The organism is Nonlabens sp. (assembly GCF_018401815.1).
GTDB lineage: Bacteria > Bacteroidota > Bacteroidia > Flavobacteriales > Flavobacteriaceae > Nonlabens.
In genome coordinates this window covers 748,204-765,410 of record NZ_JAGYKG010000001.1, presented here as the reverse complement: position 1 = coordinate 765,410, position 17,207 = coordinate 748,204, and the positions used below count along the sequence as shown (strand labels likewise).

At 37.9% G+C, this 17,207-nt stretch carries 13 protein-coding genes; 3 read left to right on the top strand and 10 right to left on the bottom strand.

Going from position 1 to position 17,207, the window contains the following annotated elements; translation table 11 throughout:
• The first annotated feature begins 82 nt into the window (after nt 1-82).
• Nucleotides 83-619 (top strand): RNA methyltransferase, encoded by a 537-nt coding sequence (locus KG732_RS03390; protein WP_213520968.1) that lies wholly within the window; start codon nt 83-85, stop codon nt 617-619.
• Between the two features lie 75 nt (nt 620-694).
• Here the strand turns inward: KG732_RS03390 and KG732_RS03385 are convergent, their stop codons facing one another.
• From KG732_RS03385 to KG732_RS03370, 4 genes are all read right to left on the bottom strand, one after another.
• Nucleotides 695-2,473, bottom strand: coding sequence for a DNA mismatch repair protein MutS (locus tag KG732_RS03385; protein WP_213520967.1), 1,779 nt, complete (start codon nt 2,471-2,473; stop codon nt 695-697).
• 132 nt (nt 2,474-2,605) lie between these two features.
• Complete coding sequence (locus KG732_RS03380; protein ID WP_213520966.1) at nt 2,606-2,974, bottom strand: MmcQ/YjbR family DNA-binding protein; 369 nt, start codon at nt 2,972-2,974, stop codon at nt 2,606-2,608.
• A 209-nt stretch (nt 2,975-3,183) separates the two neighbouring features.
• A complete protein-coding gene (locus KG732_RS03375; RefSeq protein ID WP_300980285.1) occupies nt 3,184-4,008 on the bottom strand; it encodes a cyclase family protein in 825 nt (274 codons plus the stop codon).
• A gap of 4 nt (nt 4,009-4,012) precedes the next feature.
• A complete protein-coding gene (locus KG732_RS03370) occupies nt 4,013-6,853 on the bottom strand; it encodes a glycosyl hydrolase (RefSeq protein WP_213520965.1) in 2,841 nt (946 codons plus the stop codon).
• A 544-nt stretch (nt 6,854-7,397) separates the two neighbouring features.
• On the opposite strand from KG732_RS03370, the gene KG732_RS03365 reads away from it, so the two are divergent.
• Nucleotides 7,398-8,690, top strand: a complete 1,293-nt coding sequence (locus tag KG732_RS03365; protein WP_213520964.1) for an aminopeptidase P family protein — start codon at nt 7,398-7,400, stop codon at nt 8,688-8,690.
• Between the two features lie 205 nt (nt 8,691-8,895).
• Nucleotides 8,896-9,672, top strand: coding sequence for a nitrilase family protein (locus KG732_RS03360; RefSeq protein WP_213520963.1), 777 nt, complete (start codon nt 8,896-8,898; stop codon nt 9,670-9,672).
• On the opposite strand, the gene KG732_RS03355 is transcribed toward KG732_RS03360, so the two are convergent.
• The 6 genes from KG732_RS03355 to KG732_RS03330 all read right to left on the bottom strand — a co-directional run bounded on the left by KG732_RS03355 (nt 9,659) and on the right by KG732_RS03330 (nt 17,205).
• Nucleotides 9,659-11,260: an Ig-like domain-containing protein gene (locus tag KG732_RS03355; protein WP_213520962.1), complete on the bottom strand. Its 1,602-nt coding sequence runs from the start codon at nt 11,258-11,260 to the stop codon at nt 9,659-9,661. The two genes, KG732_RS03360 and KG732_RS03355, sit on opposite strands and share 14 nt — an antisense overlap.
• A 102-nt stretch (nt 11,261-11,362) precedes the next feature.
• Complete coding sequence (clpX, locus tag KG732_RS03350; RefSeq protein WP_213520961.1) at nt 11,363-12,598, bottom strand: ATP-dependent Clp protease ATP-binding subunit ClpX; 1,236 nt, start codon at nt 12,596-12,598, stop codon at nt 11,363-11,365.
• 184 nt (nt 12,599-12,782) lie between these two features.
• Nucleotides 12,783-13,457, bottom strand: a complete 675-nt coding sequence (locus KG732_RS03345) for a ClpP family protease (RefSeq protein WP_300980284.1) — start codon at nt 13,455-13,457, stop codon at nt 12,783-12,785.
• 92 nt (nt 13,458-13,549) lie between these two features.
• Nucleotides 13,550-14,878 (bottom strand): trigger factor, encoded by a 1,329-nt coding sequence (tig, locus tag KG732_RS03340; protein ID WP_213520960.1) that lies wholly within the window; start codon nt 14,876-14,878, stop codon nt 13,550-13,552.
• Between the two features lie 379 nt (nt 14,879-15,257).
• Entirely contained in the window at nt 15,258-15,608 is a 351-nt protein-coding gene (locus KG732_RS03335) for a phage holin family protein (protein WP_213520959.1), read from the bottom strand.
• A gap of 79 nt (nt 15,609-15,687) precedes the next feature.
• Nucleotides 15,688-17,205 (bottom strand): G-D-S-L family lipolytic protein, encoded by a 1,518-nt coding sequence (locus KG732_RS03330; protein WP_213520958.1) that lies wholly within the window; start codon nt 17,203-17,205, stop codon nt 15,688-15,690.
• Nucleotides 17,206-17,207: the final 2 nt, after the last annotated feature.

Sequence of the window (17,207 nt, the reverse complement as noted above, 5' to 3'; positions counted from 1 at the left end):
AATTGGCTTGAATTAATTCTACAATAGCGTTGGAACTTAGGTTAAGTGATTTCCCAAAAATAGATCTTACTATATTTGACACATGAGAAAACTCTTGAATGAAGAACTGGACCGCTTGACTATGGAAGGTTTTAAAGAAAGTGATAAAACACCATTAGTTATTGTGTTGGATAATGTGCGTAGTTTAAATAATATAGGTTCAATTTTTCGCAGTGCAGACGCTTACCGTGTGGAGAAAATCTACCTATGCGGCATTACAGCGCAACCACCACATAAAGATATCAGAAAAACAGCACTAGGAGCTACAGAAACTGTGGATTGGGAGTATGCAGTGAACACTATTGATGTAGTTAATAAGCTCAACTTGCAAGGCTATACTACCTGTGCTATAGAACAAGCAGAGCGTTCTGAAAACCTACACAAATTCTCTCCTTTAAAAGGCGCTAAAGTAGCCATTGTTTTAGGGAACGAAGTTAAAGGCGTACAACAAGAGGTAGTAGATGCTTGTAAGGAAGTCATTGAGTTAGAGCAATACGGTACAAAACACAGTCTCAACATCTCTGTTTGCGCAGGGATTGTGATTTATGATATCTTCTATAAGATTAATGAGTCCCTTTAAAGAAAGAAATCAATACAGCTCATACGCACATAAAAAACCTTATGACATTTTTTAAAAAGTCATAAGGTTTTTTGCCTACTCATCCACGATACCCATTTTTCTCAATAAGAAACTCGCGTTCATATTAGTAGCGATGCCATTTTTGAACTTGTAATCAAATATCAGCTCATCATTGGTTATGTCAGCATCAAAGAAGTAGTTAGAAATGCTGTTGTATTCATTAGCCACTTCGGTAAGACTCAGATCGTGCGTAGCGATGATTCCTGTCGCATGTTTTCTGGAGAGTTTTTCAATTAACTTACGTGAACCGTTTGCTTTATCCTGACTGTTGGTTCCCTTAAGAATTTCATCTAGAACTATAAAGTACCGATCCGTTTCTATTTTATCTACCATGTATTTCAGCCTCTTTAACTCGCTAAAAAAGTAAGATTCCTCATCTGTTAGCGAGTCGCTTGTTCTCATGCTCGTAATAAGCTTTATAGGACTGTAAGTTACTTCTTGTGCACAAACCGGTAATCCTACATTAGACAACACTATTTTCATGGATACAGTCCTTAAGAAGGTGCTTTTCCCAGCCATGTTAGCTCCAGTAATGATAAAAAACTCACCGGAAGAAATGTCAATATCATTTCCTATGGACTTTTTAGGGTCCAATAATGGATGATGTGCTTGGGTAGCTTTTAACTGAAAACTTCCTTCTACAATAGTAGGATAGGTATAGTGAGGATGGTTATAGGCAAAATTACCTAGCGAACTCATCGCATCAACTTCTGCTGCAGCTTGTAACCAATGCTCTACATGCAAGGCGTTTTCCTGCAACCACTGTTCAATGGTATATACTTGTTTTAAGTCCCATAGGCCTAACCCATTAGCTACGACACCAAAAAGCATGTTATTTCTTTGATCCAGCCTTCCTATAGCTCGGGCAAGCTCGTGAAAACGTTCTGAAGCTGGAGGACCATCCGTAGCGATCTGTGATTTTAAACTAACGAGCACCTCGCTTTCAAAGTTTTCTTGCTCAATAGCTAAAATCAACTGACTGTACTGATTAAAAAACAATTCCAGACTGCTGATGTTAGCAGAAAAGGCAGAGATCCTTTTTATATATTGTCCAGTAATTCCCAAGCCAATAAAAAAGACAGCAGATGGAAGATAACCAGAAACTAAACCATAGAAATACAACGTAAAGGTGAGGATACTGATTGCCAACCATAACCAGCATAACCAAGAAAATATTTTAGGTACAAAAACTTTGTAATCCGTAACCCAACGCAGCATGGATTTTGGATCGCGATCTTGATCTAGCAAAGTGGCTTTTGCCCAAAACTCTTGTCGAAAATCAACTTTATCCGCCAGTTCTTTTACCGCTTCTTGTTTTTTTTCAATGTCGTTGATGTCATTGCTGTTGAGTTTTTGTGCCAGCGAGATCACACCATCTTTAGTAACACTTCTATTTAAGTATTGAAAGATAGATCCTGTACCAAAAAGATCAATATCACGATTGTACTCATGATCATCTGATAAGAACTCGTTGCCCGTTGAGAACCCTTGATAATCTCGATCTAGAATTTGTAATTCTTTACCATTAATATCCCTTAATCCAATTTGAAAATCACGTTTGCGTTTCAGATTTTCATGTCTAGAAACCAGAAACAGAAAGACTCCAAAAAATATAAATCCAATTAGAATGGCGTATTGCCAATAATCAAAAAAGAAGTAAATAGAAAAAGCTCCAGCAATAAATACTAAAAAACGAATCGTACTAGAAAGTCGCAATTGATTTTGTAAATGATTGCTAGAATCTGTGAATTGAGCAATGCGCTGGTTATAAAAAGAGTGGAGTTTTGATTCCAAGAGTTTGTTTTTTGTTATTGGATGTAATATTCTGAAATGTAGCTAGAGCGATTGATGTAAAGAACCGGCTATAAATAAAAGGAATTAGACTTATAAAATGCCATTTATACAAGTGATTTTTACCATCTGTTCCTAACTATTTTTTAAAATTTCTTTATCCTTTCGCGTTAGATTGGATACTACAAGCTCGTAACTGTGATTGATCCAATGCTTCAGTTTTTCTGGAGGCATATCGCGATCTGTATAAATAGTATTCCAGTGTTTTTTATTAGAATGAAAACCGCCGATTACAGTTCCATAGTATTTTTCACGAAGTTCTATAGCTTTTACTGGGTCGCATTTTAAATTAATCGTTTTTTCTCCACGCTCCCATTTTTTAAGCGCTGCCAGACAAAAGATTTTATTCATAACCTTAAAAACTAGGGTTACTTCATCAAAGGGAAACTCTTCTGTCACTCCTTTTTTGGAAAGGCAATAATCTCTAAGCTCGTCTATTTGCATGATGGTTTCTTTATGGCTTTTTAACTAGGGGCATATCTTTTATTTTGGCAGCTTTCTTCTGGTTTAGAGAGCATTTACCTATTGTTTACAATAGCTACAGCAGGATCTAGGGGATTCTAAGTTGCTTTATTTTTTAAATCTTACGGCTGTAAAAAAAATCAGTAAGCGCTTATGCCAATCTCATAAAGGGATTAGATCCGTATAAAACTCTACAATAACTCATAGAGAATAGGTCGTGAAGGTGCAGCATCATTTTCTATAGGAGCTACTTGAAGGTCCAACATATACAGCCCATCCTTTATGTGGTCAGGAACATAAATCAATTCTGTAATGGTGGCGTTAAGCCGTTGCTCCCCATTATAATTCCAAAATTCTTTATGAGCCAGTAACTCACCATTATCCTTCTCTTTATCTACACTGGGTAGATCGATTAAAATGTGTTGAATACCGCTTTCGCGAAAGCGCAACATCAATCTAGCATCTATATAGGGGGGGTTACTATTAGAGTAATTTTTACCTTTTTTACTTTCTGGATTGGGTAAAGTTCTCAGGACAACAGCTTTTATTCCAGTTGCTAAAACCTTAGTCACTGATTCATTGATCACTAGATCACCCTCCAATTCTTGTGGCGTCACGCTCATCAATTGGGCTTTAAAAAAGGTGTTATCAAGCGCTTTATTGACACTGTGGAATTCTTCTGTAATATGACCTATACACTCCGTATGTGTCCCATGACTGTGCGGGTTAAAATGAACATTGTTAAAATTAGTCGAGCCGCCTAATTTTACATTGCCTACATAACCATCTACCTCTACATAGCTGATTTCCGGTTGGTCGATATACCAGGCACCAACGCCAGTTTTATGTTGTACCGCAAGACTTATGTCTAGTGGTTTGGAAAGGTTGATGTAGACCTGTTCGTTTTCCAGTTGTATGGTCGTTTTCATAAGAAAGGTATCTGTTAGAGGTCTGTGTTTTTCCATACAACTGTTCATGATGCTAGCAGCAGCAATAAGGAGAAGGCAGTTCTTCATAGGCTTACTCTACGATTAATTCTTGACTAGCGCTTCCAGAATTACCAGTTAATTGGATAGAATAAGTTCCTTTAGGCAGGTAATACTTTCCGTTTTCTGCTTTTTTAGGTCTGTTTTCTTTGTCAAATTTCTTTAAAGCATATTCACCTACCGTTCCATTATAGGGGTAATAATTAAGCCCACTAATGCCTGTGGTAGCATTTTCATATATGGTTTGTCCTTTCTCATTAAGGACTTCAATTTTTACTTTTCCTGCCATTTTTGTGTAAAATGTAAGATTAATTTTAGGCTCTGGGCCTTCACTCCACATAAAACGTGGCGCCCCATATCTTGAAGAAGCTTTTATTTTGTTCACTTTCGCGAAAGCGAAATCGCCCTTACTCATTAATTCGAGAGCATCTAAGTTAGTTGTATAAATAGACCGTCCGTGTGTGCCTACTAATAAGTCATTGCTTATCGGCTGTATTTTCATATCGTGAACGGCAACAGGAGGCATACCATTGTTTAATAATTCCCAAGAAGTGCCCGTATTGCTACTGATGTAACTGGCATTATCAGTTCCTAAAAACAAGGTGTTCTCTTTTTTAGGGTGCTCAATAATCACATTTACTGGAGAAGTTGGAAGTGTTTTTCCTAAGGAACGCCATGTTTTTCCGTAATCCTCACTCGCGTAAACATAGGGACTAAAGTCATCAAACCTATACCCGTTAAGAGCGACATAAACACGTCCTTTTTTATGTTGAGAAGCTACTACACGGCTTACCCATAAGTTTGCTGGCCAGTTTCCTTTGATCGCGTTCCAGCTCACACCGCTATCTTGGGTAAATTGAACCAACCCATCATCAGATCCGGTATATATCAAACCAAATTGGAACGGGGATTCACTGATGGTAGTCAGCGTTCCATAGGCTACATTTCCTTCTTTACCACCTTGAGTCAAGTCTGGGGATATTGCTGTCCAGTCGTCACCTTGATTCATAGATCGGTGTAATTTATTACCTCCTAGATAAAGAATATCTTGATTGTGGGAGCTTAATAGAATAGGAGTTTGCCAATTGAAGCGATAAGGAGATTCCCCAAGTTCATGTTTAGGTTGTAGGTAAGTCTGCTTCTCTTTTTCTCTATCAATTCTGTAATAATTGCCAAATTGATATCCTGTATAAACGATATTACTATTTCTAGAATCAATTTGAATTTGCATTCCGTCACCACCCATAATCGTTTTCCAAGGATACTGTCCTTGTTGGTGCCAAGCTCTGTTTTCTTTTGCATCGTGGGCACCTACCCAAACTCCATTATCTTGTAAGCCACCGTATATATTGTAGGGCTGTTCTAAATCATAATTAATCGCATAAAATTGTCCTACACTAGGAGAGTTATTTTTGATCCAGGTCTTGCCATCATCATAAGAAATGTTGAGGCCACCATCATTACCGTTGATGAGGTGCCCGCGTTTGTTGGGGTTGATCCAAAGCGCATGATGGTCGGCATGAACATTTTCTTTAGAAATAGAGTTCCAGTTTTTACCACCATCGTCAGATTTGATGATAGGTACACCCATAACGTAAACATGATTGACATCGCTAGGATCTACTCTTACTTGAGCAAAGTAGTATCCATAGCTATAGAATACATCATCTATTTGTCCTTCGTGCGTTTTAATCCATGTTTTTCCACCATCGTTAGAACGGTAGAGTTCAGCTCCTTTTACGGGGGTGTCAAAAAGTTGTGTATTAGCATTTTCCAAATACTTTGCTACATCTAGAGGAGTAGCATCTCCCGCACGCACCATATTTTTTACGTTTTGTGCACGGTATTTTTCTTGAAAGCCGTTTTGTTTTAAGAAGGTATTGAGTTGATTATCATCCAGTTTAAGAAAATTCTCTTTGGACATGGATTTAAAATCATCTTTAGAAAGGTCTTGTAGGCCTTCCTTTTTAACCTCTGCACCTTCTTCAGGTCTTCTAAATTGAGAATCGTGAATGGCATAAACTGTATTTGCATTATATACAGCAAGACCTATGCGCCCTACACCAGTTCCAATAGGGAATCCACTTGCTTCTGTGGTTATTTTAGTCCAGGTTTGTCCTGCATCAGTACTCTTATAAATCGCACTGGCTGTACCATCTCCATCAAAATTCCACGCTTTACGGTCTTTTTCCCAACTCGCAGCATACATAACATCAAAATTCTCTGGTGCAGCATCGAGATCAATAAAACCTGCCATATCAGTAGCAAAAAGAGTTTTTTTCCAGGAAGCTCCACCATCTTCTGACGTGTAAATTCCGCGATTTTCACTGCTAGAATATAAAGGTCCAGTAACGGCAACGACGACATGATCGGTATTTTTAGGGTCGATTAAAATACGGCCTATATGATGGGAGTCGGTAAGCATAGGTGGGCTCCAGGTCTTACCCCAGTCTGTAGATTTTAACAAGCCTATTCCTGCATAACTACTACGACTCGAGTTATTCTCTCCAGTTCCTGCCCAGATGGTTTTGGAATCCCAATCTACAGCAATGTCTCCTAGATTTATAGTTGCAGCAGTATCCATAATAGGAGTAAAGCTGGTTCCATTGTTATTGGAATACCAGAGTCCACCGCTGGCATAAGCAACGAGCATTTCTGTTGGGTCTGTTGGATTTACATCCACGTCTACGACACGACCAGACATTATTGAGGGTCCAATATTTTTAAATTCCAAGTTTTTAAATGGAGAAGAGGAGGCCATTTGCTCCATTTTTTCCAAGCTATTTTGAATCTCACTAGCAGGTGTTGCTTCCGGACTTTGGGCAAAAGATATAACTAAGGAACTGGTAAAGAGAAAAGACAGCATTTTCTTCATGATGTGATTTTTATTTTCGAGCTTAAAGATAAGGACTTTGAAGCTGAACTTGAATGAGAAAATGCAATTTGAAATGACTTTTCACTTTTTTAAGCGATGGAATAGTGGGCGGATTTGGTTTTTAGAAATTTCCGTCTTGAGGATCCAAAACCAATTGTAAAGGAGGGTCTTGCAATTTTTTTTAGAAGGGGCTTTTTATTACTCACTTTTAATTAAATTTAAAACACCAATCAATATCATATTATTATGGAAATTGCAAGATATTTTATCATAGGGGTTACTCTTCTGGTCGTGCTATTATTAGTAGTAACATTTATCAAGAATCGCAACAAGAAAAAACCTTCGTAACAGAGCAATCTTTGAAATGACTGTTCTCTTTTATATTAATCTGTTCTGGTTTACTTTGCTATCTGCTGGTCTATTGTTACCTTGCTACCCGCACTATTGAAGCATTCTATTTTTTTAAAGAGAAGCTCTCGCTGAACTTACTTCAGCAGGAAAGTGTTTTTTTACCTCTTCTTAAACCTATTTACATACCCTATTAATGAAATACCATCCTATAAATCCGAATCTTTTTATCAAAAACCGAAAGAGTTTTATGGCTCAAATGCAGCCTTCTAGTCTTGCAATTTTTAATTCTAATGATGTGTTCACAACTGGAGCCGACAGTACGTTGCCTTTCTCTCAAAACAGAGATTTATTTTATTTAAGTGGAGCAGATCAGGAACATACTATTCTATTGTTGTTTCCAGAATGTCCCGACCCAGCACACAGGGAAGTGCTTTTTGTGACAGAGACAAATGCGCATATTGCTGTTTGGGAAGGAGAAAAACTCACTAAAGAAAAAGCGAGAGAAGTCTCAGGTATTAAGACCATTTATTGGTTGAGTGATTTTGATAAGAAGTTTTTTGAAATGATGACTCAATGCGATAGCATTTACTTCAATACGAATGAACATTATCGCCAAGCGGTGGAGATAGAAACTCGTGAGGATAGGTTCATTAAAAAAACTAAAACTCAGTTTCCAGCACATAATTATGCAAAGTCGGCTCCAATTCTTCAACGATTACGAGCGGTAAAAGATCAAATCGAGATTGATCTGATGCAAATAGCTTGTGATATAACTAATGTGGCATTTCGTCGTGTGCTGAATTTTATAGAGCCAGGCGTAATGGAATATGAGGTAGAAGCTGAGTTTTTACATGAGTTTATAAGAAGACGCAGTGACGGTTTTGCTTACACTCCTATTATTGCTAGTGGCACTAATGCAAATGTGCTTCATTATATTGAGAACAATCAAGAGTGTAAAAGTGGTGAATTGATGTTAATTGACGCTGGGGCACAGTATGCAAACTATTCTAGTGATATGTCCAGGACCATTCCTATTAATGGACGTTTTACAGAAAGACAAAAACAGGTGTACAACGCTGTGTTAACAGTAAAAAACGAAGCCTCCAAAATGCTAGTGCCTGGGACCTTATGGAAGGAGTATCATGTAGAAGTGGGCAACATCATGACTAGGGAGTTGCTGGAATTAGGCCTTTTAGATAAAGCTGACGTTCAACAAGAAGATCCGAACTGGCCAGCTTATAAAAAATATTTTATGCATGGCACTTCGCATCATATAGGTTTGGATACCCACGATTATGGGATTCTATGGGAGCCGATGCAGGCAGGAAATGTCTTTACTGTGGAGCCTGGGATTTATATACCCGAAGAAGGTTTTGGAGTCAGACTAGAGGACGACTTAGTGATCAATAATAGTGGCGCTCCATTTAATCTGATGAGAGATATTCCAATTGAAGCGGAAGAGATTGAGGAAATCATGAACTCATAGTTGAGTATGCAGTAGGCAGGTTCATTTTATTTTTCACTTCGTAAAAATAAAATACGAGTATGCAGTCCAATGAGAAGTTTGCTATCACTATTTGAGATATTTTTCAGTACAGGCGCAAAGGATTGTGTTGAATACTGCCTGCTAACATTTTAAGTTGCGCAGCAACCTTAAAATGACCCTGCCTGCTGCTTATTAATTTTTAATTATGAAAAAAAGCACTTTAAAAATATCCTTAATACAAACCGCTTTAGTTTGGGAAGAACCTAAAGCTAACCTAGTTCGTTTTTCAGAAAAGTTGAAAACTCTTTACGGAACAACGGATCTGGTTGTACTTCCAGAAATGTTTACTACTGGTTTTTCTATGAAACCAGAAGGACTTGCTTGTCATTCCGGTATTTTTGATTACTTAAAAGATCACGCTATTGAAGGAGGTTTTGCTATCTATGGGAGTGTGATGTTTCGGGAGGCAGATCATTTTGTAAATCGCGGTATTTTTATGCGGCCTGATGGCACTTCTACTATTTATGACAAGCGACATACGTTTACTTTAGCCGGGGAGCACAAGGTCTATCAACGTGGAGAACAACCAGTGATTGCAGCGTATCTAGGTTGGAAATTTAACTTGCAAATTTGTTATGATTTGCGCTTCCCTGTTTTTGCGAGAAACACGCAAGATTATGACGTGATTATTTATGTAGCCAACTGGCCTGTGCCTAGAGTAAATGCCTGGGATGCGCTTTTAAAAGCACGAGCGATTGAAAACATGAGTTATTCTATAGGAGTCAACCGAATAGGGACTGACGGAACTGGAATGGATTATAATGGGCATTCACAAGTTTATAATGTGATGGGTCATGAATTACTTCCTCATCCGTGGGAAATAGAAGGAATTCAAACTGTAGAAGTCCACAAATCTGAAATAGAGAACAACCGATCTAAATTGCGTTTTCTAGAAGATCGAGATAGATTTACTTTAAATTAAGCGTATAGTTTCTATCCCAGTTGGCTTGTAATTTGATCAACTCAGGATTGTAAACCACCTCTTCAGGTTGTAGGCCTTTTAAAAAATTACCAGGGTCGTATTTTCCGTTAGCGTTGGTATCGTAAATGACTCTTATATAATACTCTCCAGGGTTGAGATAAAAGATATCATAAGTTCCATTTTCACTTGCCACCACTTCAGCTTCTACGCTAAGGTCTTTTTTAGTCACCTGGATGATAACAGGAAAAGAACTGCCGCCTTTAAGGGTGATACTAAAGTTGCCTAATTGTGTAGATTTTAATGTGTTAAAATTGTAACTTAAGGTGTCCGAGTTTTTCTCTCCGTAGAAATCTGTTACTGCACCTGGAAAAAGGCGAAGATGGTATCGCTGTTCTTCCTTTCTTTCAAAATCGATGTAACTTCGGTTTTTAAGACGGTCCAGTCTCGTAGTAAATGAAAGTGGTATACTGTCTTTATCAATAAGCTTTATAAATCCGCTATCAAGCTCTTCAATTGGAGTGGAAGCGCTAAAGCTAGCAGGATTTCTTAAAGAGAAATCGTTTTCCTTTCTCAGTGTTAAACTATCTTTTTTAAGCTCTTTTAAACGCACCTTAAATTCCTGCACCTCTTCGTTTAAAATGCTAGAAAGCATCAAGGAATCTTGTTGCAATACAGGTAGATACCAATATTGTAAAGTGTCTGCTTTATCTAGTTGGGTGAGTCGGCTTTGTGTAATCAGGTTTTTTTCTATTGAGTTGATTTTCAGGTTTTTCACATTACCTGTGTACCCTACATAGAGTTTGGACTGCGCTTCTTGAGTGATTTTTTTAATGCTAGGGTCAAGTTCTTGTCGGTACATTTTAAGTTCATAAACGTTGTCACTAGGAACCTTGATTGTTTCAGACACAAAACCCATTTTATCTCTTAAAGGGTCAAAACGCAAGTCGCTATTTTCTTCTTTTAGAGCGACCATTTTATAAGTCCCTTCTTTGAGATTTTCCATGGTGAACGTCGTCAGGCTATCTAAAGTATTGAGCACATATCGAGGCGATTCTTTATAAATAATGCTATCGGTGTACGTTTCATTGAATTCGTAAAGCAGTACGTTGACAAATTCGTCAGCCTCAAATTGAAGTGCGTCTGATATTTTACCTTTTAGGGTTAAGGAATCGATCACTTTACCAGTACTGAAGACGTATTTGTAAAATGGATAAGGATTCTCTTCGTTATGGTCTACAATACTTTGCCCAAAATTAAGAACATAGGTGGTGTTGTCTTTTAAAGTGTCGGTTATTTGTATGGTTATTTTTTTTGCAGGACTTCCTTGAGGAGTAATTATTGGTCGCGTCTTCAAAGGAGGTGAGATCACCAGTTGTTTTTGTAAATCTTTGAGTTTAACAAATTCGTCAAACTGAATTTCAATAATCTGATTCTTAAAATTTCGGGTATAGTTATCAGGATAAGCACGTAAAATTACGGGTGGTGTTTCATCTACAGGACCACCAGTGGGTTGACCTCTTTTAGCACATTGCACTAAAGTGATGGCTAACAGAAGGAGGATTAGAATATGTATGAGATGTTTTTTCACTAGTTTATTTAACCTGTGCAATTTAAGATGATTGCCTACTAAAAAAACTATCCTTTACATTATAAAGGACAAAGGATAGTTGTATTGGATTATAGGGGAAATTTAACTCACTGCTTTTAATTTTTGAATAGTGTTTTTGTTGAGTTTTGACTCAGCATAAATTTTACTGACCTCTAGTTTATTCTCATCGCTTCCGGGCATATCAAACATAGCGTCGGTTAGAATGGCTTCACATAAAGATCTCAAACCACGTGCTCCAAGTTTGTATTCAATAGCTCGTTCTACTATAAAGGTGAGTGCCTCATCGGTTATGCTAAAGTCGATGTGGTCCATTTCAAAAAGCTTTTTGTATTGCTTGATGATGGCGTTTTTAGGTTCTGTAAGAATAGCTCTTAACGTCTTAGCGTCCAATGGATTCATATGAGTCAATACAGGAAGACGCCCTATAATTTCTGGAATCATACCAAAATCTTTGATGTCTTTAGGGATGATGTATTGTAATAAGTTGTCTTTTTCAATCACTCCATCATTAGACATACTTGCACTAAAACCTACGGCCTGCATGTTCATACGTTTTTGTATGACTTTTTCGATACCGTCAAAAGCGCCACCTGCGATAAACAAGATGTTTTCTGTGTTGACTTCAATAAACTTCTGGTCTGGATGTTTTCGTCCACCTTTAGGTGGTACGTTGACAACCGTTCCTTCTAATAATTTTAATAAACCTTGTTGTACTCCTTCACCAGAGACATCTCTGGTGATGGATGGGTTATCGCTCTTACGAGCAATTTTATCAATTTCATCTATAAAGACAATCCCAGTCTGTGCTTTTTCTAGGTTATAATCGGCAGCTTGTAATAATCTGGTTAAAATACTTTCTACATCTTCTCCTACATAGCCCGCTTCGGTCAACACTGTGGCGTCTACAATAGCAAGGGGGACATTAAGCATTCTAGCAATGGTCTTTGCAATAAGCGTTTTACCAGTCCCAGTTTGCCCTACCATCATGATATTGGATTTCTGTATCTCTACGTCGTCATCCGTATTTTTTTGTAACAGTCTTTTATAGTGGTTATAAACGGCTACTGACATCACTTTTTTCGTAAAATCCTGACCTATAATGTATTCGTCAAGAAAAGCTTTTATGGCTTTTGGTTTTTTGAGTTCTAACTCTGCATTAGAAACACCTGTTTGTTCTACTGAAGTGTCTTCTAAAACTATTCCATGAGCCTGCTCGATGCAGCGGTCACAAATATGTGCATCTAATCCTGCGATAAGCAAGTTGGTCTCTGCTTTATTGCGTCCACAAAAACTACATTCTAGTTGTTCTTTACTCATAAATATTGTTTTTGACACGGGGCACGTTGTCTTTTAAAAAGTAGGCATCTGTTTTAAAATTAGAACGGCCGTCATGGTCTAGGATCAGGCAATTTATTTTTTACCGCTTTCGCGAAAGCGGAACTACCATAAATAGCGTTGATCTCAAATTATTTTTAAGGGATTTAGGCTTTTGTGAAAGGAATTAACTTCTTCTTAAAACCTCATCGATCATCCCGTATTCCTTAGCCTCATCTGATTTCATCCAGTAATCACGATCAGAGTCTGAATATACTTTATCGTAGGTTTGTCCAGAGTGTTGTGCAATAATGTTGTACAATTCTTCTCTTAACTTCACTACTTCTCGAGCGGTAATTTCAATATCACTTGCTTGACCTTGTGCACCACTAGACACTTGGTGAATCATCACACGACTGTGCGGCAAAGCGCTACGTTTTCCTGCAGCACCAGCACATAATAAAACAGCCCCCATACTCGCCGCCATACCGGTGCAAATAGTAGCTACGTCTGGTTTTATAAACTGCATGGTGTCATAAATTCCAAGTCCTGCGTAAACGCTACCGCCTGGCGAGTTGATGTAGATCTGTATGTCTTTGTTAGCATCTGCACTTTCTAAAAAAAGCAGTTGTGCTTGTATAATGTTTGCTACTTGATCGTTTACTCCTTGACCCATAAAAATAATACGGTCCATCATTAAACGTGAAAACACGTCCATCGCAACCACATTCATTTGGCGCTCTTCAATGATGTTAGGAGTCAGGTTAGTTGGGTACATCGCACCCATTATTTTATCGTAATACATAGGATTTACTCCTTGATCTTTTACGGCAAATTTCTCAAATTCTTTAGATATATCCATGTGGTAATATTACTGTGTATTGAATAAAAAAGGCGTTAACTAAGTGATAAAATAGTCGACGCCTAAATATATGAATTATTGACAGGACTATATTAAACTTTGTAGGCCTCTTTAATGAATTCTTCGTAAGTCAATTCTTTCTTTTTAAGCTTCGCGTTTTCTTTAAAAAACTTCAATATTTTTTCATTTTGAAGTTGCTCACTCATGCGTTTTACTTCGTCTTGATTACTCATGATTCGGGCAACTACTTGATCTACCTCTTCATCAGTGGCATCCATATGACCGTATTGTGCCATTTGTGTGCGTATCATGCTACGAGAATACTCTTGTAGGTCTTCCAGCTTAAGTTGTAACTCTTCATTGTTCTTCACAATAGCAGATTCAATTAACTGGTACCTCAATCCTTTTTCAGAACGTTTGTACTCTTCTGCAGCTTCTTCTGGGGTGAATTCATTCTCACCATTACTAGCAATCCATCTGGTCAAGAAGTCTGCCGGTAAATCAAATTTGGTATTGGCAATAAGCGCTTCTGTGATATCAGTTAATAGCTTTTGATCGGTTTGCTGACCAAATTGCTTTGCGGCATCTTCACGTAGTTTTTCTCTTAATTCCTCTTCACTTTTGATAACACTAGGTCCAAAAAGCTTGTTATAGAACTCTTGGTTCAACGCTGCTTTCTCACGCTCATTTATTTCGGTGATTTCAAAAGTTACGGCAGTGTCAAGTCCTTTTGCTTTTTCTTCTTCTATTTTAAAATACGTCACCAAATCCTGATCATCGGCAAAAAGGCCTTTTGTTTTCAGTTCTAAAGTGTCTCCAACTTTAGCTCCTATAAACTTCTTGAGATTGCTTTTTCCTTTAATTTTTGAAGTAGAGAAAGTAGCGCCTGCTTGGATACCTTGGTCTTCATTTTTGAAAACTCCAGTGATTTCATTTCCTTCGGCAACTTCTTTCTTTGCAATTAACTTACCATAGTTTTCACGTACGCGATCGATCTGACTGTTGATTGTTTTATCGTCTGTTTTGATTTCGTATTGTGTAATTGCTTTTTTGCCTTTTACATCTACGTCAAATTCTGGAGCAAAGCCCAATTCAAACTCAAATGTGAAGTCATCTTCTTCCCAGTTGATGTCTTCTTGAGCTTTAGGCAGTGGGTTCCCTAATAGGTTTAATTTTTCCTTTGTAATGTATTCATTAAGTTGCGATTGGATCATTTTATTGATTTCCTCGACTAGCACGGGTATACGGTATTTTTTATTAATCAGGCTCACAGGAACATGTCCTTTTCTAAAACCTGGAATAGTTGCTGTCTTCCGATAGTCTGTTAAGATCTTATCTACTTGGCCCTGATAATCTGCTTTGGTGATATCTAGTGTAAGTGTCGCGTTAAGCGCGTCAATGTCAGTACGTTTAATGTTCATTGAAAGACTTTTATATGCTGTTAAAATTGGGCTGCAAAATTAGGCTTTATTTACTAGTTATCAAAACGTTTATTTATTGGGTTTACTTATCCAGTTACTTTGACAAACAGTCTAAGGCATTTAGAGTAATTGGTTTTCAAGTCTAAGCTAAAGTTACGGGATTTTATTTCTTGAATTAGGGTTTAAAGATTGGCTGGACTTTTTATTACCTAATAAATCCTTAAGGGTATCTTCTTTTCAATACATCTGTTTTAACTAACCACTCGCTTGAAAATCTCCAAAGGACTTTTTAGAAATAGCAATTCGATAGAAGCCTTTAGTTGATCTATCTAGTTATTATTTGGCTTGTATGGTAAAGCAGGCGTTTTGCTCCAAGGGTTTATTTTTCCTCCTCCTTATCTAACACTTTAAATAAAACCGACCTAGCAAAAGCAAGTAATAACGAAAAAATAAGTGCCCAGAAAATACTGGTTACTTCAAAACCTGTGACTAGCAAGTCAGCAAGAAATATGATAATCACATTAATCATTAATAAAAAAAGGCCTAAGGTGACCATGGTTATAGGTAACGTAAGAAGTACTAATACTGGTTTTACTATAAAATTAAGAATAGACAAGGAAAGTGCTACCATAATGGCACTTGCATAATCTGTGGTTGCTATACCTGGTAATATTTCAGAAAGGCCCATTACCAAAGCAGCCGTGAGCAGTAATTTTATAATGAACTTCATAACTAAGAGGTTTCTGTAAAAATAAAAAATCTGCTGAAGAACGAGTCCTCAGCAGATTCTTAAATAAGTTTTATTTTATTTATTGAACGGTATCACTTAATTGAATGGTGGAATAAGCTCCTATATCTACTTTAGGAAGGGTAGCGCCGTATTGCGCATTGATAGCATCAATGATCACATTAGCAGTAAAAGCATAGCCTCTAGCCGTAGGGTGCACTCCATCAAGAGAGAAGCCACCACCAGTAGCGTAAGTAGAAGTTAACAACCCTCCATTAAAAGGAACTCCTGTAGTAGCCACTTGTGAAAGGGAAGCACGAGCATCTACATAAGCCAACCCATTAGCAGCAGCAAGAGCTTCAATGGTGGCATTATAGGATTGTTGTGCATTAGTGACCCTAGCTTGTTCTGTAGTTGTAAGTACTTGTTGATTAGTCAAAGGAACGCCTACCCCTATAACAGATGCTGGGTTTGAAGGATCAGCAAGTGTTCCTAAAACTCCTGCAGCTGTAAAAACGATAAGATCGTTTGAGGTAGTTTGTCTCCAGTTAGGCAGAGGGATAGGAGACCCAGAAATGTCAGTTAAGTCGTTATCTACCATCACCACAAAATTTTGACCCGCACTAAAATTAATTGTTCTTTGAGCTGCCTCGGTTGCTGTTATCAAACCATTTGCCGCAGCAAGTTGTAACCCACCGTTGTATTGGGCGTAATTTGAATTCACAAAAGCCGCTGTAGGTCCATCCAAAGGAATAGGGTTAGGAGGTACTGTTGTAAAATATGGAATAGAAGTAACGTCTGGAATATTTACCAATGCACCTTTGGCACCGTTTGCCATCAGGCCAGCAACTAGTTGTTGATACACTCCTCCAAAAACCAAGTTATTAGTAATGCTATTTTCGCCTTGCATGGCAGGATCTACTATATTTAATTCATTATTATCAACTCCTGCACCACCACTAGTAGCATAACCAAGAATGTCGTTATTCCCTATCCATAAGGTAAAGAATGTGGCATTTGCAGCAGTAGCGTCTCCTATTACCGTAGAAGTTTCGGAGCTAGAAAAACGTGCGTAATATGGGTTTGCCGTACCCGTATTTACACCTGATAAAGATCCGTATCCTGGAGCAGCAAGGTGAAATACTCTTGCACCAGGAACACCGAAGTTGTTCAATGGCCCAGTTACCTTATTGATTATGTCTGTAGTTGGAGCAGCACCGGTATAGCGAGCTGGTCCAGCTGGAGCGCCCATTCCATCAGAGGCAAGCACAAGCCGATTTGGTAAAATCTGCACGCCATTGGCAAGCATACCACCAGTGTTATCATTTACTAAAGGTTGATTAAATTCTCCGCCACCAGCAAATTGCATTTGTCCAGCAATAATATTTGGGTAGGAATTTAATTGACCGTTGAGGTATAGAGATCCATCAGCATATCCAGCAGTAAGCGAGTTACCAACAGTTACGTATTTAGAGAAGTCAGCTTCTCCAGCAGTGTAAACACCACCGTCTTGGATATCGTTGTCAAAGTCTTCCTCACAACTTAATATTGCTATACTTGCAATAAAAAGGGGGATTAATTTTATATTTAATTTTTTCATTT

Coding starts and splice junctions, on each gene's coding strand:
- KG732_RS03390 (WP_213520968.1), top strand. CDS start 83: ATGAGAAAACTCTTGAATGAAGAACTGGACCGCTTGACTATGGAAGGT.
- KG732_RS03380 (WP_213520966.1), bottom strand. CDS start 2,974: ATGCAAATAGACGAGCTTAGAGATTATTGCCTTTCCAAAAAAGGAGTG.
- KG732_RS03375 (WP_300980285.1), bottom strand. CDS start 4,008: ATGAAGAACTGCCTTCTCCTTATTGCTGCTGCTAGCATCATGAACAGT.
- KG732_RS03370 (WP_213520965.1), bottom strand. CDS start 6,853: ATGAAGAAAATGCTGTCTTTTCTCTTTACCAGTTCCTTAGTTATATCT.
- KG732_RS03365 (WP_213520964.1), top strand. CDS start 7,398: ATGAAATACCATCCTATAAATCCGAATCTTTTTATCAAAAACCGAAAG.
- KG732_RS03360 (WP_213520963.1), top strand. CDS start 8,896: ATGAAAAAAAGCACTTTAAAAATATCCTTAATACAAACCGCTTTAGTT.
- clpX (WP_213520961.1), bottom strand. CDS start 12,598: ATGAGTAAAGAACAACTAGAATGTAGTTTTTGTGGACGCAATAAAGCA.
- KG732_RS03345 (WP_300980284.1), bottom strand. CDS start 13,457: ATGGATATATCTAAAGAATTTGAGAAATTTGCCGTAAAAGATCAAGGA.
- tig (WP_213520960.1), bottom strand. CDS start 14,878: ATGAACATTAAACGTACTGACATTGACGCGCTTAACGCGACACTTACA.
- KG732_RS03335 (WP_213520959.1), bottom strand. CDS start 15,608: ATGAAGTTCATTATAAAATTACTGCTCACGGCTGCTTTGGTAATGGGC.
- KG732_RS03330 (WP_213520958.1), bottom strand. CDS start 17,205: ATGAAAAAATTAAATATAAAATTAATCCCCCTTTTTATTGCAAGTATA.